This is a genomic window from Bradyrhizobium sp. Leo114 (genome assembly GCF_055229415.2).
Window position 1 is genome coordinate 175,521 of sequence record NZ_JBUYEN020000002.1, and the last position, 23,598, is coordinate 199,118.

General features: G+C 60.9%; 24 protein-coding genes. 7 read left to right on the forward strand and 17 right to left on the reverse strand.

Translation table 11 applies throughout. From position 1 onward, the window contains the following. Positions 1-516 precede the first annotated feature (516 nt). Positions 517-1,323, reverse strand: coding sequence for a lytic murein transglycosylase (locus ACZIRK_RS03160; protein WP_463326951.1), 807 nt, complete (start codon positions 1,321-1,323; stop codon positions 517-519). Positions 1,324-1,548: 225 nt separating this feature from the next. On the opposite strand from ACZIRK_RS03160, the gene ACZIRK_RS03165 reads away from it, so the two are divergent. Next, positions 1,549-1,920 carry a hypothetical protein gene (locus ACZIRK_RS03165; RefSeq protein ID WP_245474763.1) on the forward strand — a complete coding sequence of 124 codons (372 nt, stop codon included), beginning with the start codon at positions 1,549-1,551 and terminating at the stop codon, positions 1,918-1,920. A 121-nt stretch (positions 1,921-2,041) separates the two neighbouring features. Here ACZIRK_RS03165 and ACZIRK_RS03170 read toward each other — a convergent pair whose 3' ends face one another. Then, positions 2,042-2,341: a hypothetical protein gene (locus ACZIRK_RS03170; RefSeq protein ID WP_130226538.1), complete on the reverse strand. Its 300-nt coding sequence runs from the start codon at positions 2,339-2,341 to the stop codon at positions 2,042-2,044. A gap of 889 nt (positions 2,342-3,230) precedes the next feature. Here ACZIRK_RS03170 and ACZIRK_RS03175 point away from each other — a divergent pair. Beyond that, positions 3,231-3,467, forward strand: a complete 237-nt coding sequence (locus ACZIRK_RS03175; RefSeq protein WP_130226563.1) for a hypothetical protein — start codon at positions 3,231-3,233, stop codon at positions 3,465-3,467. A gap of 123 nt (positions 3,468-3,590) precedes the next feature. Here the strand turns inward: ACZIRK_RS03175 and ACZIRK_RS03180 are convergent, their stop codons facing one another. The 3 genes from ACZIRK_RS03180 to ACZIRK_RS03190 are packed head-to-tail and all read right to left on the reverse strand — an operon-like array spanning position 3,591 to position 4,488. Continuing rightward, the gene (locus ACZIRK_RS03180; protein ID WP_130226539.1) at positions 3,591-3,857 is read right to left on the reverse strand and encodes a DUF2442 domain-containing protein; all 267 of its coding nucleotides are present in this window, start codon (positions 3,855-3,857) and stop codon (positions 3,591-3,593) included. Continuing rightward, on the reverse strand, positions 3,850-4,116 hold the full coding sequence (locus ACZIRK_RS03185) for a DUF4160 domain-containing protein (protein ID WP_130226540.1): 267 nt from the start codon (positions 4,114-4,116) through the stop codon (positions 3,850-3,852). Before ACZIRK_RS03185 ends, ACZIRK_RS03180 begins: the two co-directional genes overlap by 8 nt. Continuing rightward, complete coding sequence (locus ACZIRK_RS03190; RefSeq protein WP_463326987.1) at positions 4,117-4,488, reverse strand: DCC1-like thiol-disulfide oxidoreductase family protein; 372 nt, start codon at positions 4,486-4,488, stop codon at positions 4,117-4,119. It abuts the gene before it with no gap. 144 nt (positions 4,489-4,632) lie between these two features. Between ACZIRK_RS03190 and ACZIRK_RS03195 the strand changes: the two genes are divergently transcribed. Further along, complete coding sequence (locus ACZIRK_RS03195) at positions 4,633-5,808, forward strand: DUF5677 domain-containing protein (RefSeq protein ID WP_463326952.1); 1,176 nt, start codon at positions 4,633-4,635, stop codon at positions 5,806-5,808. A gap of 129 nt (positions 5,809-5,937) precedes the next feature. Here the strand turns inward: ACZIRK_RS03195 and rpoD are convergent, their stop codons facing one another. Beyond that, on the reverse strand, positions 5,938-8,070 hold the full coding sequence (gene rpoD / locus ACZIRK_RS03200) for an RNA polymerase sigma factor RpoD (protein ID WP_028168456.1): 2,133 nt from the start codon (positions 8,068-8,070) through the stop codon (positions 5,938-5,940). Positions 8,071-8,427: 357 nt separating this feature from the next. After that, positions 8,428-10,419, reverse strand: coding sequence for a DNA primase (gene dnaG / locus ACZIRK_RS03205; RefSeq protein WP_130226542.1), 1,992 nt, complete (start codon positions 10,417-10,419; stop codon positions 8,428-8,430). A gap of 169 nt (positions 10,420-10,588) precedes the next feature. Here dnaG and ACZIRK_RS03210 point away from each other — a divergent pair, with 169 nt between their 5' ends. Beyond that, entirely contained in the window at positions 10,589-11,143 is a 555-nt protein-coding gene (locus ACZIRK_RS03210; RefSeq protein ID WP_130226543.1) for a chlorite dismutase family protein, read from the forward strand. A 6-nt stretch (positions 11,144-11,149) separates the two neighbouring features. Here ACZIRK_RS03210 and ACZIRK_RS03215 read toward each other — a convergent pair whose 3' ends face one another. Genes ACZIRK_RS03215 through ACZIRK_RS03225 form a run of 3 tightly spaced genes read right to left on the reverse strand, consistent with a single transcriptional unit; the run spans position 11,150 to position 13,286 of the window. After that, a complete protein-coding gene (locus ACZIRK_RS03215; RefSeq protein WP_130226544.1) occupies positions 11,150-11,548 on the reverse strand; it encodes a gamma-glutamylcyclotransferase family protein in 399 nt (132 codons plus the stop codon). 32 nt (positions 11,549-11,580) lie between these two features. After that, positions 11,581-12,390, reverse strand: coding sequence for a transglutaminase-like domain-containing protein (locus tag ACZIRK_RS03220; RefSeq protein WP_130226565.1), 810 nt, complete (start codon positions 12,388-12,390; stop codon positions 11,581-11,583). Beyond that, positions 12,390-13,286: a transglutaminase family protein gene (locus ACZIRK_RS03225; protein ID WP_130226545.1), complete on the reverse strand. Its 897-nt coding sequence runs from the start codon at positions 13,284-13,286 to the stop codon at positions 12,390-12,392. The genes ACZIRK_RS03220 and ACZIRK_RS03225 overlap by 1 nt, the downstream gene beginning before the upstream one ends. A gap of 103 nt (positions 13,287-13,389) precedes the next feature. Here ACZIRK_RS03225 and ACZIRK_RS03230 point away from each other — a divergent pair, with 103 nt between their 5' ends. Continuing rightward, positions 13,390-14,187, forward strand: coding sequence for an N-formylglutamate amidohydrolase (locus ACZIRK_RS03230; RefSeq protein ID WP_130226546.1), 798 nt, complete (start codon positions 13,390-13,392; stop codon positions 14,185-14,187). Positions 14,188-14,300: 113 nt separating this feature from the next. Here ACZIRK_RS03230 and ACZIRK_RS03235 read toward each other — a convergent pair whose 3' ends face one another. From ACZIRK_RS03235 to ACZIRK_RS03265, 7 genes are all read right to left on the reverse strand, one after another. After that, positions 14,301-14,690, reverse strand: coding sequence for a nuclear transport factor 2 family protein (locus ACZIRK_RS03235; protein WP_130226547.1), 390 nt, complete (start codon positions 14,688-14,690; stop codon positions 14,301-14,303). Positions 14,691-15,544: 854 nt separating this feature from the next. After that, the gene (locus ACZIRK_RS03240; protein WP_130226548.1) at positions 15,545-15,901 is read right to left on the reverse strand and encodes an Mth938-like domain-containing protein; all 357 of its coding nucleotides are present in this window, start codon (positions 15,899-15,901) and stop codon (positions 15,545-15,547) included. Positions 15,902-16,023: 122 nt separating this feature from the next. After that, positions 16,024-16,257 (reverse strand): hypothetical protein, encoded by a 234-nt coding sequence (locus ACZIRK_RS03245; RefSeq protein WP_130226549.1) that lies wholly within the window; start codon positions 16,255-16,257, stop codon positions 16,024-16,026. 107 nt (positions 16,258-16,364) lie between these two features. After that, complete coding sequence (locus ACZIRK_RS03250) at positions 16,365-17,597, reverse strand: ABC transporter substrate-binding protein (protein ID WP_130226550.1); 1,233 nt, start codon at positions 17,595-17,597, stop codon at positions 16,365-16,367. A 98-nt stretch (positions 17,598-17,695) separates the two neighbouring features. Beyond that, positions 17,696-18,454 (reverse strand): enoyl-CoA hydratase/isomerase family protein, encoded by a 759-nt coding sequence (locus tag ACZIRK_RS03255; RefSeq protein ID WP_463326953.1) that lies wholly within the window; start codon positions 18,452-18,454, stop codon positions 17,696-17,698. Beyond that, entirely contained in the window at positions 18,454-19,692 is a 1,239-nt protein-coding gene (locus tag ACZIRK_RS03260) for a CaiB/BaiF CoA transferase family protein (RefSeq protein ID WP_245474764.1), read from the reverse strand. Before ACZIRK_RS03260 ends, ACZIRK_RS03255 begins: the two co-directional genes overlap by 1 nt. 143 nt (positions 19,693-19,835) lie before the next feature. After that, a complete protein-coding gene (locus ACZIRK_RS03265) occupies positions 19,836-21,140 on the reverse strand; it encodes a hydroxymethylglutaryl-CoA reductase, degradative (protein ID WP_130226566.1) in 1,305 nt (434 codons plus the stop codon). A 284-nt stretch (positions 21,141-21,424) separates the two neighbouring features. Here ACZIRK_RS03265 and ACZIRK_RS03270 point away from each other — a divergent pair, with 284 nt between their 5' ends. Then, on the forward strand, positions 21,425-22,819 hold the full coding sequence (locus tag ACZIRK_RS03270; RefSeq protein ID WP_130226553.1) for an aminotransferase-like domain-containing protein: 1,395 nt from the start codon (positions 21,425-21,427) through the stop codon (positions 22,817-22,819). A gap of 316 nt (positions 22,820-23,135) precedes the next feature. Further along, entirely contained in the window at positions 23,136-23,465 is a 330-nt protein-coding gene (locus tag ACZIRK_RS03275; RefSeq protein WP_130226554.1) for a hypothetical protein, read from the forward strand. Positions 23,466-23,598: the final 133 nt, after the last annotated feature.

Here is a 23,598-nt window from a genome sequence, read left to right on the forward strand (position 1 = left end):
GTTTACGGCTTACTTCGTGCTCTCCCCGGTGACCGGGCTCTTTTGCCACCGTCACCCGCGGCAGCTCTTGCTGCTCGCGAGCTTAGCGCCAGCGTCGGGGCGCCAGGACCACACGACTTCGCCGTCCACGGATAGCTGCGCTCGTCGTTCACAGCACCCGCGTCCACCGCATCTCACCGCAACGTTCGTGACGATCGCGACCCGCCCCTCATCTGCCGTGAGACGCGCGGAGTTAAATCACTGATTTGCCCGACGGCGAAAGCGGAATGTTTTTCGCTGCTGGGGTGGACGGGCCAAATCACGTTGATTGGATTAAGGAAAATCGCGCGGACTGTACGTGGATGGCCGGGTCAAGCCCGGCCATGACGGAGGAGAGGATTGCGCAATGCATCCCTCCGTCATTCCGGGGCGCCGCAAAGCGGCGAGCCCGGAATCCATTTCTCCACCTGTGCTGCGGCTCGATGGATTCCGGGTTCGCGCCAAGAGGCGCGCCCCGGAATGACGGCACCGGGCATGTCATCGGCCCATGAGTTGATCGGCGAAATAGGCGATGGTTTTGCGGTACACGACAGCCCTGTTCCATTCGCGCATCGCTTCGAAATTGGCGCTGCCTTCCTCGTAGGACGCGCCCATCTTGAAGCCGTTGGTGTGCAGGAGGTTCGCGGTGGAGGCGAGCACGTCGGGCACGCTATGGCGCAGATTGACGTGGCCGTTGCCGTCGAAATCGACGCCGTATTTGATGTAGGACGACGGCAGGAATTGCGTCTGGCCGATCTCACCGGCATAGGCGCCGATCATGTCGTTCAGGCGGAGATCGCCGCGCTGCACGATCTGCAGCGCCGAAAGCAGTTCGCCCTGAAACAATTCGGTGCGGCGGCAATCATGCGCGAGGGTGGCGAGCACGCGGAAGACCGGCAGCTTGCCCATGTCGCCCTTGCCGAAATCGGTCTCCAAGCCCCAGATCGCGACCAGTATCTGGCGCGGCACGCCGTACTTCTGTTCGATACTCGATAGCAGCGCCGCATGACGCTGCAGCATTGCGCGTCCCGTGTTGATCCGCCCGGGCCCGACGCGGGTCGCGACATATTGCTCGAAGCTCTTGCGGAACGTGCCGCGCTGGCGCCGGTCGAAGGCAAGCACGCCCGCATCCTGCTGCACGCCGTCGAGCGCCTGCGAGATCACGCTTTGCGAGATGCCGGCCGCGGCCGCTTCCTGCGAAAAGCTGCCGATGAACGCGTGGAAGTCCCCGCCGCAGCGGGCAGCCCTGGCCGGGCCGGAAGCAAACAGCGCAAGCAGTAGGACGGCCAGAACAAGCCTCGGCATATCGGATTTCCTTCAAGAGAGAACGGCGGGCGGGAGCGATGATCATGCCCGTGAAAGTCAGACCCGTCAAAAGACCGGCGCAAATGGCGAAGCGGCCTGCGGATTTAGGAACGAAGCTGGGGCCGTGCCGGTTATGGGTGAGCACCGGGCTCCGGCTTTTCAATTCGCCGGTTTGTCGGCTGAGCCGCCGTCCCTGTCGCTTGGAAAATGCGATAGGATTTCATCATGAACGATTTGCAGGAAGAGACGCCCTCGCCGCGCGAATCCCTTGTTTTCGGAGCGCCGCTGTTTCGGCTGCTCGCGATCAACCTCGCCGCAGGTGTCTCGGTTGCGGTGCTGCTCGTCGGCGGCCTGCTGCTGCTCAATCCCGGCCACCTGCGTGACCTGATCCTGGCTGACGATACGCCCGGCGTTGCGCTCGGGCTGCTCTTGTTCGGCTTCATCGTCACGCTGGGCTCGAGCGCGATGGGCACGGCGATCATGGCGATGGGCCAGCAGCAGACCGACAGCGGCCCGCGGCGCGGCCGCGGCCAACTCGTGGCACAGAGCGTCGCTGCGATGGCTCCAACGCAGGGCAAGGCGGCGTCCGGCAGCTAGAGCGCGTAGCCCGGGTGCAGCGCCAGCGTAACCCGGGGACCGCCGATAAGTGTTGACGCAGCCGCCCCGGGTTGCGCTTCGCTCCACCCGGGCTACGAGGCTCGCAGGATAAGCCTGCACCTCAATGCAGGTTGAAAAGATCCTTCACCAGTTGCCCGGAAATGATATCCGCGAACGACAGCTTGATCCCCTGAGCGGGCGGCGGCGCCGGGCTGGCCGCGGGAGCCAGCGGTAGTGGCGGCTGCACCGCCGCGACCTTCGGCGCCTGCCGTTTGACGACCTTCTTGGTCTTTTTCTCGACCTCGACCGCCGGCGGAGGCGGCGGCGCTGCGGCGAGCGCACGCACCGGAGGCGGTTCGCTTGGCGGCACCGATTCGGCCAGCGTCGGCGGCGGCACAATGGTGGGCAGGCTGGTGTCCATGACGACAAGCTCGGGCGGCCGCTCAACCGACGCGATCCGGATGGCCGGCCGCTCAACCGGCTCACCCGCCTCCACTGTTAAGGATTGTGGCGAGCACCAGTCAGCGATGTACAGCAACGCAAGAAGCGATGCGCCAACCCAGGCGATGTATCGTCCGACAGGCATAACCATCTCTCGTCACCGTGCTGATGTGACCAGGAGCAAAGGCCGTAATCCCTGACAGTTGGTAACCGCGGCGGGATTTCGTGAGGAATCTTGGAACGTGGTTACCGCTGAAGCGCGATCCAGGACGACTGGAACCAATGGGTTCGTTGGGCGTCGAATCCTCCGCCTTCGGGCACCCATCCCAAGAGCCCAGCCGAAAGCTGGCGAAGGAGCGTCCATGCGCATTCTTCTTACGGTGCTGTGCGTCGGCATCTGGGGTTCAATCGCCGCAGCCCAGCCTCAGAGTGACGAGAAAAAACCAGGCGACTCCCCCTGGAGTACAGGCCGCACGGTTTTGCCCGATAACAAGGGACAGCAACAGCCGCAGGGGCGGACCGGACCGCTTGACACTGAATCGGGTGGCGCGCCCGCTGAAAGCCCGCAAGGTGGCACCCCGCCGCCGATGCAGCCTGCGCCTGGCGGTGCGTCGAAAACCATTGTGGATCCTAGTCCACCCCGTTCGAACGAGTGAATCAGGCGCGGTGCGAGGCTGCAACGCGCTGACGACTATGCCGCCGCACCGATCGCCCGCAGCCGGAATACTCATATTGGCATAAAAGCTCCAGCTCGCAGTTGCCTCGAAGGCGACGGCATGAAGGGAGCGCGTTTTTCGCGCAGGGCAGCCAATCACACCAACGCGCGTTATTTCTTTGACAGGCGCACCGTGATCGACGACAAGCCGCCCATGGCCAAGAAACCCGGCACCAATCCCAAAGGCGAGTTCGCCTTTTTCAATGTCGTTTACGAAGACGGCTCGCAGCGCTCCAACCGCCGCGTACCCGCCGAGCTGCTTGGCGGCCTCGATGGCGACGAGCCGGCACGTGGCTTCATCATCGAGCAGGACCGCGAGATCGCCGAAAAAGCCGGCCGCCCACCGCTGGCGATCAAGACCATCGAGCGGGTTGGGGCAAAGAAGAAATAAGCCGCCACCCGGCGTCCTTCGTATAGCGTATTCGGGGAGACAAAACCGGCGGGCCTTCGTCCGCCATTTCGTGGATGGCTGGCCAATCATACGTCCGGTTTCGCGCTCGACGGCGAAGGCAAATCAGGCGGCGACGTCGCGTACCAACGTCCCGCCGGCCTCGATCTCACGCCGTAGCCAGCCTGGTGCGGCATCGTAACCGTTCGGCCAGGTCGGCGCGCCATCCTCCAGGAAGACCCGTCCGAAGAATGCCGGATCGCGCAACGGCTCGACCATCGGCCCACCACGCTGAACGATGGGCGTAAAATCATACTCCCCCGCCATGCCGTCGCTGAACGACACACGCAAGCGGTAGCTTCCGAGGTACCTGATCTTTGCGACCTTAATCATCGTCGAGACCCACAATCTTGACGAGCGGCTGATTGGCGCGCGCTCGCCGCCAATTATCCTCTAATTCACCCCGATGTACCAGCGTCCATTGCTTGACGAGCCGCGCCGCATTGCCAGGCAAGCGCCCTTCGATAACCTCGCCGGTCTCGATAGAGACATTCGCCTCATGCCCGCTATACGAAGCTAGAAAATGCGGCGGGGGATGATCAACGAAGAACATTCGGATCGCTATTCCGTAAAAGTAGGCAATCGTCGGCATTCACCAGCGCCCCTTCCGCTTGTTCCAGGCGAACAGCATATCCGTGAACCAGTCGTACGCAAGCCGCGTCACCGGCAGCATGACGCGATTGCCGAGCAGCGTCGCGAGCTTCCCCTCGCCGGGTGTCAGCCACCAGATCGCGACGTCGGCACCGAGGATCAGGCGGCCGGCTTCGTCGGTCGCATGCAGGCGGCGGCGCACGTCGTCAACGGTTGCGCCGTAGGACGCGAGCGCATCCGGTTGTTCGTTGATGTCCTTGAAGCAGATGGTGCCGACGCGCACCGCGGCGAGGAGCTTGTTGCGCTGCCAGTCGACGCCATTGCAGCAAACGGGGCAGCGCATGTTGTACCAGACGATATATTGGGACGGCATGGTCAGTAAGTTGACCTTCAGTTGCTGGAATAGGAGGACGTCGCCGATTGGCATGACGTCGGTGATATTAACAGATGAAGGTCTACAAATTGACCTTTGGAACGAACGCGCGGCTGGCCTCACCCGAAATAGAGAGCTGGGGATATGAACCGTTCAACGAAACGAAGATCAAGAACGCCTGACAGTCCAAATCTGTCGGAGCTTACTGAGCAGGTAGAGCAAAGTTTCTTCGAAGCGATGCGTAGACCGCCTAGAGACGGCGATCGCCTTTTCTATTGGAGCTACTGCTATTCAGACGCAGAGTTTCGTGCGCTCATGATTGCGACCATGCTGCGAGCGAACACACCTCAACGTTTGATCTACATCTTCGACAAAACAGGCTTTATGGTATCAAAAGAAGGGTACAAGCGCCTGACAAAGGATGAAAAAGAGGAAATCCAACGAGCAGGACCGGAATACGATACGCTCGCTCAAGAAGGCCAAGATAACGTTTATAAGCTGTCAGACTATGATGAGATGGGGGGAGAGAAAGACGATCCTCTAAGAAATGCCCTCTATATTTTTGGAAATTTCATTGAGCGGAACGTCAACTCGGGACGCCACACTGTGGACGTTCAACGGTTCGTTTGCGCGTACCTATTAGTCCGCACATACAGAATTGTGAGGGCGATCTTTCGCTCACAAAAATATACGACCAGCGAAGAGGCGCTCGTTTTAGTCAGGTCTTTGTACGAGATCTATTGCAAGTTGGTCTACGCAACACGCAGCAAACGAAACGCCCAATACCTCCTAGACTCTGACTTCGGACTGAGTTCCGGAGTATATGAAGTGCTGGTAAAAGACGGAAAGACAAAGAGACACATCCTAGTCAACCGAAGGTCGGGGAAGCAAATCCCTCGAACGCGCAGTTTCTACGAATACATTTCAACCTCGAGGTTTTCGGAAGATAGGGAGCTATTCGAAGTTCTGTACGAATACCTAAGTTCTTTTGTCCACTCGGGGTCACGCCACATCGCCAGGACATGGATCGATAACAGTACTGGTTTCTCACTTACGCACGACAATGATGAGAATCTTAAAGTATTTGTCTTGATGCTAACGTGCCTGATCTCTTCTATGACCATGCAAGGTATTCTTTCTTTGCGAAACATTTCAGAGGTTTCGAGATGGGACATATCTCTATTCTGTTTCGCAACCCGACACATAGTTATGGAGAGCGCAGTACCGCATGGCTCTGAATTGGAAGACCTGTTTCCAAAGATGAAAGCCCGCGCAGCCGTTTTGCCAGCGAAAGTGAAGCGTTTCATCATAAGACCATAAGTTCGAAGGACGCAGTGGCAGAACACGGAGGCACCTGCGCGCGATTATTCAATAAAAACGGCGGGCTTTCGCCCGCCGTTTTCGTGGATGCCCGGATCAAGCCCGGGCATGACGACCTGTGTTGGTGCGTCAGTTATCCAGGAAGCTCCGCAGCTTCCGGCTGCGTGACGGATGCTTGAGCTTGCGCAGCGCCTTGGCCTCGATCTGGCGGATGCGTTCGCGTGTGACCGAGAACTGCTGGCCGACTTCTTCCAGGGTGTGGTCGGTGTTCATGCCGATGCCGAAGCGCATGCGGAGCACGCGTTCTTCGCGCGGGGTGAGCGAGGCGAGCACGCGCGTGGTGGTCTCGCGCAGGTTCGACTGGATCGCGGCGTCGATAGGCAGGATCGCGTTCTTGTCCTCGATGAAATCGCCGAGGTGTGAATCCTCTTCGTCGCCGACGGGCGTCTCGAGCGACAACGGCTCTTTCGCGATCTTCAGGACCTTGCGCACCTTCTCAAGCGGCATGCCGAGCTTCTCGGCGAGCTCTTCAGGCGTCGGTTCGCGGCCGATCTCGTTGAGCATCTGGCGCGAGGTGCGCACGATCTTGTTGATGGTCTCGATCATGTGCACGGGGATGCGGATGGTGCGGGCTTGATCCGCAATGCTGCGGGTGATCGCCTGCCGGATCCACCAGGTGGCGTAGGTCGAGAACTTGTAGCCGCGGCGATACTCGAACTTGTCGACCGCCTTCATCAGGCCGATGTTGCCTTCCTGGATCAGGTCGAGGAACTGCAGGCCGCGGTTGGTGTATTTCTTCGCGATCGAGATCACGAGGCGAAGGTTGGCTTCCACCATCTCCTTCTTGGCCTGGCGTGCCTCGCGCTCGCCCTTCTGCACACCGTGCACGATCTTGCGGAACTCGCCGATCTCGAGGCCGGTGAGCGCTGCGAGCTGCTGGATGTCGTGGCGCAGATCCTTGATGCGGTCCTTCTCGTGGTGGACGAAGTTCTTCCAGCCTTTTGCAGAGAGTTTCGAGACACGGTTGAGCCAGCGCGGATCGAGCTCGGAGCCCTGGTAATTGCGCAGGAAATCCTCGCGCGCGACGCCGTGGCTGTCGGCAAGCCGCATCATCCGGCTCTCGAACGAGACCAGCCGCTTGTTGATGTCGTAGAGCTGCTCGACCAGCGAATCGATGCGGGCCTGGTTCAGGCGCAGCGACTTCACTTCGACGATGATCTCGTCCTTCAGCTTCTTGTACTTGCGCTCCTGCGAGGGCGAGAGCGACTCGCTCTGGAGCTGGTTGGCGATGTCCTGCTCCTGCAGGCGCCGCAGCTTCTTGTATTCGGACGCGATCTTGTCGAAGGTCTCGACCACCCTCGGCTTCAGCTCGGCCTCGATCGCCGCCAGCGACATCTGGTTCTCGAACTCGTCGTCGTCCATGTCGGCTTCGGCGGCGGCCTCGCCCGGATCCTTCTCCTCGCCCTCAGGCTCGCCGCCGGCGGGCGCTGATCGGAACGGGGTCGGCGACGGCGGTGCGGCAGGCGGTGCGACATGGGCCGGCGCGGCCTGCCCGGTCTCGCCTTCGCCCTCGGCGGCGGACGCGCCGTCAGCGACCGGCCCCGCGATCATCGCCGTGTTCATGGCGCCCTTGGCGTCAGGGCCGGCATAGGTTGCTTCGAGATCGATGATGTCGCGAAGGAAGATCTTGCCTTCGTTGAGTTCGTCGCGCCAGATGATGATGGCCTGGAAGGTCAGTGGGCTTTCGCAGAGCCCTGCGATCATCGCCTCGCGGCCGGCCTCGATGCGCTTGGCGATGGCGATTTCGCCCTCGCGCGAGAGCAGCTCGACAGTGCCCATCTCGCGCAGATACATGCGCACGGGATCGTCCGTGCGCTCGCCCGGCTCGGATTTCTTGACCTCGGTGACGGCCTTCTGCGTGACCTCGACAAGCTCGTTATCGGTCTCGTCGTCGGTGTCCTTGTCCTCTTCCTCGCCGTCGACGTCGTCGGCCTCGGTGACGTTGATGCCCATGTCCGAGAGCATCGACATGATGTCCTCGATCTGCTCCGGCGAGGTGGTGTCGGAGGGAAGCACTTCGTTGAGCTGATCGAAGGTCACGAAGCCGCGCTTCTTGGCCTGCTTGATCATCTTCTTGACGGCAGCATCCGAGAGGTCAAGCAATGGCGACGGCGCATCCGCCTGTTCCTTCTCGGGGGCATCCGCTGCCTTGTCGTCTTTTTCCTTGTCCTTAACCTGCAGCGTCTTTGCCTTGGTGGCCATTCATCAAGCTCCCGAAACGCGCTTCACGTGAGGCCGGCGTTGCGACGCGCGCCTCTCATGATCCACTGACGTCACAAGCGCGACAGCTTCCTTTTGGTAAGAAGCATTCGCACTCAATCTCTTCGCTTGAGCAGGATCAGGAAAACCGTTACGTCCTCCCCCGACCATGCTCATGATACGGAAAGGGCGGCGCAACATGTCGCCACCCCATAATTCCGCTTTAGTCCGCCCTGACGGTCTGCACACCAAATAAGGGTGTGCCTATTAAGTTTCGCTTAACCCTGTTTTTGCAGCCAAACCATGGGTTTGGCGAGTCTTTTTGCGGGTCCGGCCCGAACCGTCCGCATGATTCTTTCATCATACGCTGCGCTGGAACCGGCCCGACAGCTCACCAAATCCCTCGATCAGGGCCTCGGTGCCTTCGGCTTCTGCCATTCGTGCCTGGATGTCCCGCAGCCACGCCAAGTTCGCCTCGCTGGAATCCTCGGCCAAAGCCTGCTCGGCGTCCTTCCTTTCCCTAAGTAATGCATGTGTTTTCTGATGCAAGGCAACGAGTTGCCGCCAGGTGGAAAGAACATCCTCGCGTGCCGCGCCGACCTTGACGCCCCACACCGCCTGGGTCGTGATCGCCCGCTCAACCCTTTGAAGGATTTGTGAAAATCCGCCCGCCTCGAGATCGGCCCGCATTTTTTCGGCCTGCTCCTCCTCGTCGGGAGAATGGTGGTGATCGTTGGCGAAGGCGGCGATGATGCCGGCGCGGAGCTTGTGCGCCTCCGGGTGGGCGAGCTCGAGGGCCGCGACCTCCTCCAGATGGTCGTGCAATAGCCAGGGATGGTTGATCAGGGTCTGCAGGATCAGGGCCTCGCGGCGGGACAGCGCGCTGCGCTGGCCGTGCATGATCGGGCTACTCGCGAGCTGCGGGCTCGCCGCCTGGTAGGGGCCGGGGAGCAGCCCCTGGGCCGGGCCTGCTGGCGGGCCGAATCGGCTGCCACCCGGGGCGCGGGGCGCAAAACGGCGGGATGATTCGCCGCCTTTGGCTGAGCGGAACGGGCCGCGGCCATAGCCGCTACGTGCGGCCGCGGGAGCAAAATTGCGCTGCAGGCGCTCGGCAAAATCCTGCCGGTAGTAGCGGCGGACCACCTCGTCGCGGACGGCATTGGTGAGCTCGCCGATCCGGGCCTCAAGGGCGGCGCGGCGCTCGGGCGTTGCAAAATTGCCGCCCTCGATCTCGCGCGACCAGAGCACCTCGGCAAGGCCGCGGGCGGCCGAGATCACCTCCTCGATCGCGCCGCGCCCGCCCGAGCGGGCGAGGTCGTCGGGGTCCTGGCCTTCCGGCAGCAGCGCGAAACGCAGGCTTTTTCCCGGCTTCAGATGCGGCAGTGCCAGATCCGCGGCGCGGTAGGCGGCCTTCTGGCCGGCCCGGTCGCCGTCGAAGCAGAGGATCGGCTCGTCCGCCATCTTCCAGAGCAGCGCGAGCTGGTTCTCGGTGAGCGCAGTGCCGAGCGGCGCCACCGCGCCGGCAAAACCCGAGGTGACCATGGCGATGACGTCGACATAGCCTTCGACCACGATCAGGGCAGCGCCGTCATGGGCGGCCTGGCGGGCAGTGGCGAGATTGTAGAGGTTGTCGCCCTTGTGGAAGAGCGGGGTTTCCGGCGAATTCAGGTACTTGGCGGGGACGTCCTTCTCCAGCGCCCGGCCGCCGAAGGCGATCACGCGACCGCGGAGGTCGGTGATCGGAAACATCACGCGGTCGCGGAAGCGGTCGTAAGGCACGGGGATGCCGTCGCCGGCGACCAAAAGCCCCGCCTCGACCATGTCCTCGGTCGAAATGCCCTGGGAGCCCAGGAATTCCTTCAGCCCGAAGCGGTCGGGCGGCGCATAGCCCAGGCGGAACTGCAATTGCGTCGCCGGCGAGATCGCGCGGTCGGCGAGATAGCCGCGCGCCTTTGCCCCGTTCCGCGAGGCCAGCGTATCGGCGAAGAATTTTGCCGCGAGTTCCATCACGTCATACAGCGTCTTGCGGCGCTGCTCGTGGCGGGCGGCATCGGGCGTTGCCGCCGGCAGCGGCATGCCGGCCATCGAGGCCAGCCGCTCGACCGCCTCGGGGAAGGAGACGCCCTCGGTCTCCATCACGAAGTCGAAGATGTTGCCATGCTTGCCCGAGGAAAAGTCGTGATAAAAGCCCTTCTGGTCGTTGACCGTGAACGAGGGCGTCTTCTCCTGCTGGAACGGCGACAGCCCCTTCCACTCCTTGCCCGCCTTCTTCAGCCGCACACGCTTGCCCACGACTTCCGAGACCGGAAGCCGGGCGCGCAGCTCGTCGAGGAATTGTGGGGTGAAGCGCATGGGGCGGATTTGGGGCCAGCGTGAGGGGTCACCGATATAGTGAGCGCGGGCTCAAAGTATCAGGATTGTGGCGATTCGCCCGGTATTCACAGGCCGCTCAGGGCTCCGTTGGAGCCCTCGGTGGTAATGGCATCTTGCACCCCGCCCGGTTCCGCTGTTGGATAGTGGCATGTTTACGACATTTAGAGGCGGACAGAGCGGCGGCTGGCGCGTCACCTCGATCTCCAAGGTGAAGGGCGAGACATTGCCGCGCGTGCCGGCGCTGTCGATCATCGCGAGCGAGGCGATCGCGCTGCCGCTGTTGCCGTCGACCACGGCCTGGCGGCTCGCCGGCGTCATCAGCTATCTGCACTATACGAACCGCGCGGAGAAGGAACAGCTCGACGCGCAGCAAGCCGGGCTTGGCCGGCGCGAGGCAAGCTGCGCGGCGCTGATCCCGATCCGGAAGACTGTCGCATGGTGGAATCTGACGCCGGAAGAGCGGCGCGAGATCTTCGAGGACAAGTCGCACCACATCGCCGGCACGCTGAAATATCTGCCCGCGATCGCGCGGCAGCTCTTCCACAGCCGCGACCTCGGCGAGCCCTTCGATTTCCTCACCTGGTTCGAATTCGCCCCCGAGCACACCGCGCTGTTCGACGAAATGGTGGCGATGCTGCGCGCGACCGAAGAATGGAGCTATGTCGAGCGCGAGGTCGACATCCGCCTCGTGCGCGAGGAGTGAAGCAGCTTACGCCTGCAAGAACCGGCCCGAGGCGATGCGCGGCAGGTGCGCGACCGGCCAGTTGTAGACATAGGTCCACGCCTCGGCTGTGGTGCCGTCGGCCAAGGTGAGGGGCAACATCTGGCGGACATATTCGGTCGGCTGCGGAAAACCCTCGCCGCAGGCTTCATACATGTCGAACTCGCGTAACAGTTCGTCCGGGACACGCAGGCGAAACAATTCGCCGTGCACGATGTCGGCCGGATCGTCGGAGAGCTCGAGCGCGGGATAATGCGCCACCCGGTAGAGCCGGCCCTGGCAGCGCGCCTCACTGATGAAATCGGCATTGCCCGAAAGCAGCCGCGCCATCGGATGGTCGAAACCGCGCATCAAGGTGCCGTAGACGAAGAGACGGTCGGAGATCATGGCCGCTTGTTATCCTGCCGCCCGCAGCCGGATCAAGCCGCCACCTCTTCGCTGATCACGATGAACTTGGTCAGCGTCATGCAGCCGAAGCTCGTGGTCAGCGCGACGTCGGCGGCGTCGCGGCCGGTGCCCATCAAAATGCGGCCGATGCGCGGCACGTTGTGGCGGGCATCGAAGGTGTACCACTCCCCCGAGAGATAGGCCTGGAACCAGCCGGAGAAATCCATCGGCGCGGGGTCCGGCGGCACGCCGATGTCGCCCATATAGCCGGTGCAGTAGCGCGCGGGGATGCCCATGCAGCGGCAGAAGGTGAGCGCGAGATGGGCGAAGTCGCGGCAGACGCCGGTGCGCTGCTCGTAGACATCATGCGCCGACTTCATGTGATGAGCATGCTGATAGCCAAAGGTGACGTGGTGGTGCACGAACTCGACGATCGCCTGCACCCGCGCCCAGCCGGGCGGCGTGTTGCCGAACAGCGACCAGGCGATGTCGGTGAGCTTGTCGGTCTCGCAGTAGCGGCTCGGCATCAGATAGAGCAGCATCTCGTCCGGCAATTGCTCGATCGCAATCTGCTGCGCGCTCGGGTTGACGACGTCAGGCAGGCCGGAATCGCGCACCAAGGCGTGGCCGCGCAAGGTCACGCCGCCGGCCGGCGCCACCAGGCGGCCGCAGACATTGCCGAAACTGTCGCGATAGAAGCCGATCGGGACATTGGGCTCGGCTATGATTGTCTCGGTGCCGATGATGTCCTGGAAGCGCGAGGGATGGATCGAGAGCATCATCACCATCGGCGTCGGCTGCGCGGCCGCATAGGCAATCTCGAAGCCGACCTTGATCTCGATCATGCCAGCTCGCTCTCCCTCTCCTCCTCGCCGACCGGCTCGACCGCGATCGCAACTTCCATGTTCACGAAGGCGTCCGCCGCGCCGAGATAGACGCCGTGCAGCGGGATCGCCTGGCGCGGATCGCGGGCGACGGCGACGCGGATCAAATCGCGCGTGCCGACGATGCCGTTGGTCGGATCGAACTCGATCCAGCCTGCGCTCGGCAGATAGACCTGCACCCAGGCATGCGTCGAGCCGCCGCCGACATGGAAGCTGTCCGAAGGCGTCGACAGATAGCCGGACACGAAACGCGCGGCGATGCCAAGGCGCCGCAGCGCCTCGATCATGAAAAGCGCATAGTCGCGGCAGGAGCCGGAAGCCGTCTGCAGCGTATCAAGCGGATGCTGCGTGCCCTGCTCATGGCGCTTGCGATAATTAAAACTTTCACGGATGCCATGGGTCATGCCGCTGAGGATCTTGAACGTCGGCGTCGGCGCTTCGGCATCGAGGAACTGCCGCGCCCAGGCCGAAAGCTCGCCGTCCGGATCGGCATATTGCGGCCTGATATATTGCAGCAAATCCGGAAATTCCTCCTCGTCATAGAGGAATGGATAGAAATAAGCGGGGTCGTCCGGCGTCAGCGCGAACTCCTCGGCCGGATTATGGTCGACGGTGGCGGTCGAGGTGAAGGACAGCGTGTCCGCCCGCTCATCGAAAGCCGCGATCGCCACACTGTTGCCGAACACATCGTGGATCCAACGCAGCGACATCGGCTGCGGCTCGATTCTGAGATCGCTCTCGACCACGCGCAGGTCATGGCTGTCGCGCGGGCTCAGCATGATGCGGTGCTCGCCGAACGCCACCGGATGGGTGTAGCGATATACGGTCTTGTGACGAATCTTGAGTAGCGGCATCGTGCGGCAATCATCGTGACTTTCGGCGGTCTAATCTATAGTGGGCGCTGCTCATTTTTAAGATCGGCGTGCCACTTCGATAGGCAAAGTTGAGGACAAAATCTTGGACACCACGACCGGCGCGACGTTCCTGCTCACGGACGAAAACATCCCGCCGGTCCACGAACATAATGCCGAAGGCGGCTCGCCGTTCCTCTTCACCTGCGACCATTATGGGCGGCTGATCCCGCGCGTGCTCGGCAATCTCGGCCTCTCCGAAGACGAGCTGACACGGCACATCGCCTGGGATATCGGGATCGCCGAAGTCGCCGAGCAGCTTGCGACGCAGCTCGACGCGCATCTGATCGCGCAGCGCTATTCGCGGCTCGTGATCGACTGCAACCGCCCCCCGCATGTCGCAGCCTCGATTCCGCTGATCAGCGAAGCCACCACGATCCCCGGCAATGAGGGTTTGACGCGCGAAGCCGCGCAGGCGCGGCGGCAGGCGATCTTCGATCCCTATCACCGGCGGATCGGCGAGATCATCGACCAGCGGCTGCACGCGGGCAAGCCGACGGTGCTGCTGTCCATGCACAGCTTCACGCCGGTTTATGCCGGCATCGCGCGTCCTTGGCACATCGGCACGCTCTATCACCGCGATACCGTACTGCCGCCGCTGCTGCTGAAGCGTCTGCGCAGCGAAGGCGACCTCGTGGTCGGCAACAACGAGCCCTATGCGGTCAGCGACGAGACCGACTACACGATCCCGGTCCATGGCGAGCGGCGCGGCCTGATGAACACGGGACTAGAGATCCGCCAGGACCTGATCACCGATCAGGCCGGACAGAAGGCATGGGCGGACAGGCTGGCCCGGATCCTTGCCGAGATCGAAGCGAGGTTAAGTGCGGAGAAGCTGATCTAGCGCGCATCCAAACCAACGGTGCCTGCTTGGCGGATAAAGCAGACATGCGCGGGGTCGCCGCGGAATTTCGCGTCGCTGACTTCATGACCAAAAGGCAGACCGAAATATGAGTCTCAGGACCAGAAGCGATCCTCTCGCTGCTCGTCACCTTGATACTCACGAAACTCGACCGCCTTCCCATCCCTCATTTTCCAGACATGCACCTCTGGAAATGACTCGGATACCCCGCTTCTTTGTGCATTCACGGTGGCCAACGCAACCACGACATCGCCATCGGCCAATACGTTGTGCACGTCAATGCCAAACACGTTCCCGGAAAGCTCCATCGTGCGTTGAAAGAAGCTCCCGACCTGATCGTGCCCGGTGTAGTCGCCTGACAGCGGACTATGGCCGGGAACATGCCAAGTAATGCCCGGATCGAAGGCTGCAAAGACCGCAGGGACGTTTCCCTGTGCGAAGTCCTCGTAGGCTTTGCGAATAATCATCGCATTTGATCTGGTCATTGGCTTCTCCCTTGTGTTGGCTCATCTCCATTGCGGCATCCATCCGCCCCTCTCGACCCGTATGCTCTGCCTCGTTTATGGCGGGGATGCGGAAGGGGCGTGAGCGAAGCCCCCAATGTCCAGACGTGGCCCGTTGCCGCTTCGGGACTTGGCGCTGCTGTCCGCTTTGCGCCAAAAGCTGTTCTCGCCGCCAGGTCGCATTTTGACCCGTAGCGGACTCGCCAACGTGTTTAGCCGAATGCTTTTTTTCTAGTTAAAACTTGCGCCCAAGTTAAATGCCTTGGCAAAGTCATAACATTCACCACACAAAACCTTTGGCTGAAGGTGTTCAAGCGCAAGTCCAACCCATTCGCCTGTTAGCTTCACTCTATCGTTGCAATCGGAGCACCAGGCGTCTCCCCTTGGATTGTTGGGATCGTCTACGCTCCAAAAGAAGCCGACGCGCCGTCGGTCTACCAACCCTTGAACGATATGCTGGCAGACCAAGGTTTGCGGTTGGTCCCCATGAGTAGCGCATCGAACCCGCGGCATGACAAATCGATCCTCCTAGGCCGCCTCAGTTGGTGGCGTCTTTCATATCAAACTACGCGTACACTGTCGCCTGTTGGCCCTTCTCAGAGTCGCGGGTCCGACCAAATGTCCACTTTGCGCCAGGAGCCGTCCTCCACGCCAAGTCGCGCTTTGACCGCAAGCCGACTCTCGGGGCCGGCTCTGCTCACGTCAGTGCGGACATTGGTCAGGACCTGCCGACCCAGGCGATGGTCGTTTCCGCCGCCGGTCGGCACGTACGAGGGTGAATCGATGCGCTCTCGGACTTATGCTCATCCCCAGCGCGGTCGGCGGCCTGGCCCGATTCAACAGGTCACGTGAAAAAGGCCGATCTTCTTCGCATGCGAGCTGTTGAACGTGTCAATCGCCTTGGGCGTCGGCTGCAGCAGGACCGTGCAGCCCTTTCTCGCAAAATACGCCTCAGCTTCCGGCGATAGATGCACATTGCCGAACTGGCCCGAGCCCAGAATGAGCTGCTCACATCCCTTCTCGAAGACGAACTTCGCTTCGTCCTTCGAGAGGACATGCGAGGTGCCGTAGTACTTCTTCGACAGCTTCTTCTTCCGCCTTGCCACTTCGCCGGACAGACGAATGATCACGTCGTGTTCATAAGTCTCTCCGTCAATCGTGATGGTGCCGAATGTAGTGCGTTCGATCTTCATGGACTGACCTCCTCATGATCTCGACACAAGGCCCCGACTCGGCAGACGAGCCTTATTCTACCTGATTGTATCAAGCAGTGCGTGGGTACTTGCGATGTCGCACGCGGGTCCAGATCGGTCTCTCAGACCCTCAGCGTGAAGCGTCCCTTGAGCATGTTGTTGGTGTCGGTCTCGGCAAGCTGGCCGGCATAGAAGATCGAGGGCGAGGTGTTGGCGCCGAGCGCCGAGGCCCGCCTCGATGAGCGCCGCATCGCTGGCGATGGCCCCCCCGTCGCCGTCACGACCTGCTCCTGCCTGCCGAACAGCAAGGCGACATCGCCGAGATAATCGAACGACCCGTTTCCGGCGAACGGCACCGAGCCTTCGACGCCGATGAGAGGCGCACTGCTGTCGGCCTTATTCCGAAAGCAATGTGTGGGTTTGGACCGCAGCAGGAACGGTCATCTTCCAGCGGCGCCCACCCCTACTTCTTGATCAACGGACATCTCGACTGAGCCAATGGTTGAAATGCCTGATCGGCAGGTATTGTGGCAAGCAATTTATAGTAGTCCCACGGCCCCTTGGACTCTTGAGGCTTCTTTACCTCGAACAGATACATGTCATGAACCATTCGGCCATCTTCTCGAATTTTTCCATTCTTGTAGAAGACGTCGTTGACCGGCAACTCGCGCATTTTTTGCATCACGTCGTCGGTTCGATCCGTGCCCGCGGCCTGAACGGCTTTCAGATAGTGCAGGACCGATGAATACGTGCCGGTTTGAAGCATATTTGGCATGGCGTTCATCGTCACGTAAAAGCGCTGCGCCCACTTCCGCGTGTCGTCGTTCATGTCCCAGTACGACGCCTCGGTAATCGTCAGCCCCTGCGCTTCCTTCAATCCGAGCCCGTGAACGTCATTGATGAAACCAGCCAGTGCCGCGAGCTTCTGGCCGCCTGCAGTCAAGCCAAACTCCGCCGCCTGCTTGATCGAATTGATGGTGTCGCCGCCCGCGTTGGCAAGCGCGACGACCTTCGCTTTCGTCCCCTGCGCCGCGAGCAAGACAGACGCGAAATCGGCTGTTCCAACCGGATGTTTTGTGCTCCCCACAACACGCCCACCCAGATTCGTGACGATGTCGCCCGTATCCTTTGCGAGGCCCTGGCCAAACGCATAGTCGGCCGTCACGAAATACCAAGTATCGAATCCCTGACTGACGAGCGCCTTTCCCGTACTGTTGGCGATCGCGAACGTGTCATAGGCCCAATGAACCACGTAGGGTCCGCAGACTTCATTGGTGATTCTGGTTGACCCCGGCGAGCTGAGCGCAATGATCCTTTTCTTCTCTTTAGCGATCTCAAGGACGGCCAAGGCAGGCGACGAGGATGCAACGTCGAGGATTGCATCTACCTTATCCGTGTCGAACCATTTGCGCGCTATGGTGGCGCCGATGTCGGGCTTGTTCTGATGATCTGCGGACACGATTTCGACAGGCAGGCCAAGCACCTTGCCGCCGAAATCCTCAACCGCCATCTGCGCGGCAGTGACCGCTCCCTTGCCAGTAATATCGGCGTAGACGCCCGACATATCCTCAATGAGCCCGATGCGGACAACGCCATCCGAAACCTTTTCGTTTTGCGCAGCGGCGCAGGCTGTGGAAAGCAATAGGCCGGCAACCGCTGTCGCAAAGCAACGCAAACCGAATTCGGATTGTCTCATTTCCTCGACCTTTCAAGATATCGATTGGCTCAATGCGCCTATCTCATGAAATCTTCTTGTTGCTGCCCCACGGTCTTCCGAGACGACCGGTTGCATCATCACCTCTCGGTTCCTCTCTTCGCGAACGCGGCCAGACCCCGCTTGGCCTCCTCGCTCGTGAAAGTGCGCTGACCGAGCGCAGCCTCAAGGCGAAATGCTTCCGCAAACGGAACATCCTGAAGCGTCAGTGCGGCTTCCTTGATCGTCTGGATCGCGGTCGGGCTCAGCGCGGCGATTTTCGCAGCAAGCTCGTAGGCGAGCGGTTCGACCTGATCCGCATCGACGACGCGGTTAACGACGCCTTTGGCGAGCATGTCGTCTGCGGAAAAGCGCTCGGCAGTCAGCATGATCTCCATGGCATGCGCGTAGCCAATCTGCCTGACCAGACGCACGAGCGTGCCGCCGGCCGGCACGAAGCCGTGCTTCGGCTCGGGTAACTGAAAGACCGCACCACGCGCGGCGACGCGAATGTCCGTCGCCAGCATGATCTCGAAGCCGCCGCCCATGCAGAGGCCACGAACAGCGCTGACGACCGGTTTGTAGAAGCCGGGAAATTTGATGTGGGCCGGATCCCAGGCCGAGATGTCAAATTTGTCGGCGGCAAGTGCCGGAATGGACTCCGTGAGATCGGCGCCGACGCAAAATGCCCGGTCGCCTGCCCCCGTCAGCACGACTGACCGAACCTCGTCATCAGCTTTGATTTCGAAGAATGCGCGCCCGAGATCATCATACATGGCCAGGGTCAGCGCGTTCAGCTTGTCGGGCCGGTTGATTCGGACCGTCGCAACGCTTCCGTCCTTGATAAAATCGATCGACATCAGACCGCTCCCGACGCCCTGAGACGCTCCAGCTCGGCAGGCGTTACATCCGCCAACCGGGAGAGAACGTCCGCGTTGTGTTCGCCAGGCAGCGGCGCTTTCTCGAATGATGTCTGTTTCGTCCCGGACAGCTTTATCGGGAGACCGAACATCCCGATCAGCTTCCCCGCGATCGGGACGTTGACGATCATGTTGCGAGCCGCGATATGCGGATCTTCGACAACTTCGGCGATGGTCTTGATCGCGCTGAGCGGGATCTTGTCGCCCGCCATTGCCTCGAGCTCGGCCTTGGTGTAGCGACTGAACCAACGCTCCAGCAGCGGCTTGACTTTGGTTTCTGCCACGACCCGATCGAACCGCTTCTCCATCGTATCGATTTCCGGATCGGTGGCCTGCTCCGGTTCGCCGAACAGGGTACAGGTGATCGCCCAGAACTTGTCGGTATAGCCACCGAAGAAGACGTAGCCGTCCTTACAGGCAAATTGGCCATAGGGTCGGACAAATGGATGATCGTTGCCCAGTGGCGAGGCGACTTCTTTCTGGGCCGTGTATCGGACCACTGCATTCTCGGTCAATGTCAGGACGGAATCCTGCTGAGAGACATCGACAACCTGGCCGACGCCGGTTGTCTCGGCCTCGCGCAGCGCCGCCAACGTTCCAATGGCGGCATAGAGCGAGGCGGCGAGATCTCCGATGATCGTGCCGACGCGGACCGGGGGCATGTCGGCGTAGCCGTTCATGGACCACAGTCCCCCTGCCGCTTGACCTGTGTTGTCATAAGCAGGCTTGGACGAGTTGGGGCCTGTGCGGCCGAAACCGCTGATAGCGGTGTAAATGAGCTTGGGATTGACCTCCCGCAGGACGTCATAACCGAGGCCAAGCTTGTCCATCGTGCCAGGACGGAAGTTCTCGACAAGGATGTCGGCCTTGCGGACCAGCTTCTTCAGCAATGCCTTGCCGTCATCGGATTTGAGATTGAGCGTGATTCCCAGCTTGTTGCGGTTGAATTGCGTGAAGAAGGCGCTGAGCTGCTCATCGTCCGCGCCAACGAACGGTGGGAATGTCCGCGCATAGTCCGGCTCGCCGGGGTGCTCTACCTTGATCACGGTGGCACCCAGGTCTGCGAACAACATCGAGCAGAATGGACCAGCAACGACACGCGTTATATCGAGGACCATTACGTTCTTGAGAGGGCCGCTGCGCTCCTCGGCTCTACCAATCTTTTCTTCCTTGTTCACGTTATCCTCCCATCCCTTACGAATTCCCGCCGACATAGCGAGTGATTTTCGTTCAAGAGCCTGAGCACCGAAGGTACATTTTCATGCGCGCTCGTCGAGGCGGCATAATGCCTGCACAAAGTGGCGTGCATGGTCTCAACGTTTTACGAACGCAGCTTCTCGAGAACGTCCTTGGCGCGGTCGACACGAACATCGTGATCGGCTGCAAGCGCGGCGGCGACCTTCTCGATCTCATCGCCGGCAGCTCCGGCAACGATCGCGATGTTTCTGGCGTGAAGCGCCATGTGCCCCTTCTGGATTCCTTCAGTCGCGAGCGCTCGAAGGGCCCCCATGTTCTGAGCCAGCCCGACGGCGACGGTGACCTCCGCCAGCTCCTGAGCACTCTGAACGCCCAGTATCTTTAACGCGGCCCGAGCGGCAGGATGGGTCTTGGTGGCGCCGCCCACCAGGCCGAGCGCCATCGGCATTTCGAGCGTGCCGACGAGATTGCCATTGCCGTCAAGCTCCCAGTTGGAAAGCGACGTATAGCGGCCGGACCGGGCTGCCCAGACATGGGCACCGGCCTCGATCGCCCGCCAGTCATTGCCGGTGGCCACAACAACCGGATCGATGCCGTTCATGATGCCTTTGTTGTGTGTTGCTGCCCGGTAGGGATCGACGATCGCGAACGCACAAGCCTCGACGATGCCTTGAGCAACACGTTCGCCGCTGTACTCGTCGGTCTGCAGCGCATCTGATGTCACGGACACCATGGCTCGGGCGATGCGCAGATCCGCGTAGTTCGAGAGAATACGGAGACGGACCGTGCCGCCCGTGATCTTTTCGATGATCGGAGCAACCGTCTCCGCCATCGTATTGACCGTGTTGGCTCCCATCGCGTCGCGAACATCGACGATGAGATGTACGGCGAGCATCGGCCCCACTGGGGTGTGCTCAAAGACATGAACTTCAATGTCGCGACATCCGCCCCCAAGCGAAATCAGAACCTTGTCTCTGCTATTGGCTGCAGCGATGATCGCTGTGCGCTCCTTCAACACCCTTGCGCGAGCGCCGTACACATCGGTCACACCCAGCACCTGCACCTGCGCCCGCATCATTGGCGCAGAACTCGACGTCTGGAAGCCACCGCATTTGCGGACTATCCGCGCCATATACGACGCCGCTGCGACCACCGAAGGCTCTTCGATCGCCATCGGAACGAGATAGTCACGACCGTTCACGGTGAAATTGGTGGCGATGCCGATCGGCAATTCGAACGTACCGATGACGTTCTCGATCATGCCATTGGCGAGCGCGATCGGCAGTGCGCCGGCGTTGAAGGCGGCTCTCTCTGCGTCACCCAGCGATGTCGCTTTGGCAACGCGCCCCATCCTCTCGGCGGGCGCAAGGTTGCGCAGGTTTTCCAAACGGGAGTTGATATTTCTGGGCTGTTCTTCCACTCCGGCCATCGCCGCGCCTCCCGTCGAGAGTTTTTCGATTGCCGCGACGTTAGGCACCATCGCACTGCGATCAAAAGGGACAATTTCAAAATATTGTCCGTAACTGTACCCTTCCCAGAAAACCGAGGGTCCACGTAGCTGGCGCGGCCATATGCGCATCCGGTTATCTGGATTGGAGGCGGCTCCTGCTGCGCGAGCTTGCCATTGAACCGTTAGAGCTCATCTTGTTACTGTAAAAGCCGAGGTACACTTTTAAAGAATTGTCCGGCACCGTACCCGCCAGGAGGCATTGCGTGGCGCCTGCACATTATGACCGCGAACGCGGAGCGACGCTCGCCAGCGGGTTAGCCAATCGATTGCGCGTGCAGATACTTTCCGGTGCTTTACCGGAAGGCAGCCGTCTGCCTTCGATCAGAAAAGCCGCCGCAGAATTTGGCGTTTCCAAAAACACCATTGTCGAAGCGTATGACCGACTGGTGCTGGACAACCTGGTTACTGCAAAGGCGGGATCTGGTTTCGTCATTACATTTCGTGGAGGTGCTGAGGGAAGGCCAAGGCACGTCACGGAAGCAGTCGACATCGCCTCGCTGCTGAACGCGCAACTCTCGCAGAACTTCGAAATACGCGTTGGAGATGGAAGACCACCTGCATCGTGGACAGAGCACTCGGAGATCAAGAGATACCTAAGCAGCAATGGACGGATGCTGCCGGCCGACGCCGACGCGTACGGGTCCGCACTTGGCTTCTTGCCGCTCAGGCAACAGATCGCCTTGCGGCTACGCGCGCAACAGATTGCGATCAAGGAGGACAGCCTGCTGCTCACGTTCGGAGCCAACCATGCGCTCGATCTGATCATCCGAGCGATGTTGTCTCCTGGCGACACCGTTCTGGTCGACGAACCGGGCTACTATCCCCTGTTCGCAAAGCTCACCCTCGCGCAGGCCCGGATCGTGGGCGTTCGACGCATGCCTGATGGCCCCGACGTCGACGACCTCGCAGCCAAGATACAAACGGAGCGCCCGAAGCTGTTCTTCACGCAGTCGCTCGGTCATAATCCAACCGGAGGTTCAATCACTCTTCCTGTTGCGCACGCCATCCTCAAGACGGCGACGCGATCCAACCTCGTTATCGTCGAAGACGATCCGTTCGTCGACCTTCCGACGACTGCCAACAACAGATTGGCCACGCTGGACCAGCTGAACAACGTCATATCGATTGGAACATTTTCGAAGACTCTGTCGGCCAGCCTGCGATCCGGCTTCATCGCCGCCCGCAGCGACCGCATCGCGACGCTTGCAGAACTCAAGATGCTCACCACTGTAAACAGCTCGGGGCATGTCGAACGCCTGCTCCATCGATTGCTCGCGGATGGCCACTACGACAGACACTTGAAGCGACTGGGGCAGCGGACCGAAGCTGCTTTGAGCCGGGTCGAAGCCGATCTATTGCGAGCAGGCCACCAGATCTATTCTGGGACCAAGACGGGATATTATCTTTATCTCTTGCTTCCAGAAGGCGTGGACGACATGAAGCTTGCGCGTGAAGGAGCAAAGGAGAGCATCTTTATCGCGCCTGGAAGTTTATTCTGCCTGGATAAAAATAGCTCTCTGGCCAAAGCGATAAGGATCAATGTTTCGCGAGCCGACAATCCGAAATTTTACGAGTTTTTGTTGCGCCGAATGCGATAGGTGTGAAGAACACGAGCACGACGGCGGAGTGGAATTCATGGCCGCCTTCGACACGACGCTCCCCACCGCGGGCTCGTGCCTCCCAGCAGACGCCGCGCCTTTTGAAATGCAGCCTAACCCGGTCCCTCTGACTATGCAGATTCGGCCAGTCATGTGACGTGAGTTGAAGGCCGGCCGAGATCGCTGCTGCGCAGGTCAACCGCGCATACCTAATCAACCTGCCGAAAGTGCATAGCGCGTGCAGGGCCCTTCGCGCAATTTCCCAACAGGACGGCGCCCCTTCCACGTCCGCCCGACCATTCGAAGGGAGAGTTCTGTGAAACGTCTATCGTTGGTCATCGGCGTGCTGGTCGCGCTCGCGGCTCCCAGCGCATCGGCTCAATCGATTAATCTGACCGGCATCTATACGTGCGTCGACAAGTGTCGGGGAAGTCTGCCTGCCCATGTCACGCAGAACGGATATGACTTGAATCTTCTGACCGAGTCAGGCGTGCCTGCACGCGCATGGCCAGACTTGTTTTCGCCGGCGAGCCGGATCTGGATTGATGCCTTCAACGAAGGCGCGGTCTATTCTCCGGATGGCATGCTCATTCAGTTCGACAATGGGACAATCTGGCATCGAGGCTTGCCGCCTCGGCGAAGGTGATCCGTGCGGATAGCTGCGCCGCCAGTCGCCATGGTCCGGACACGGCTTCACGCCGGACTATGACGCGATCGCGTGTCCCTGGCATATCGGCACGCTCTACCACCGCGACACTGTGCTGCCGCCGCGCCTCCTG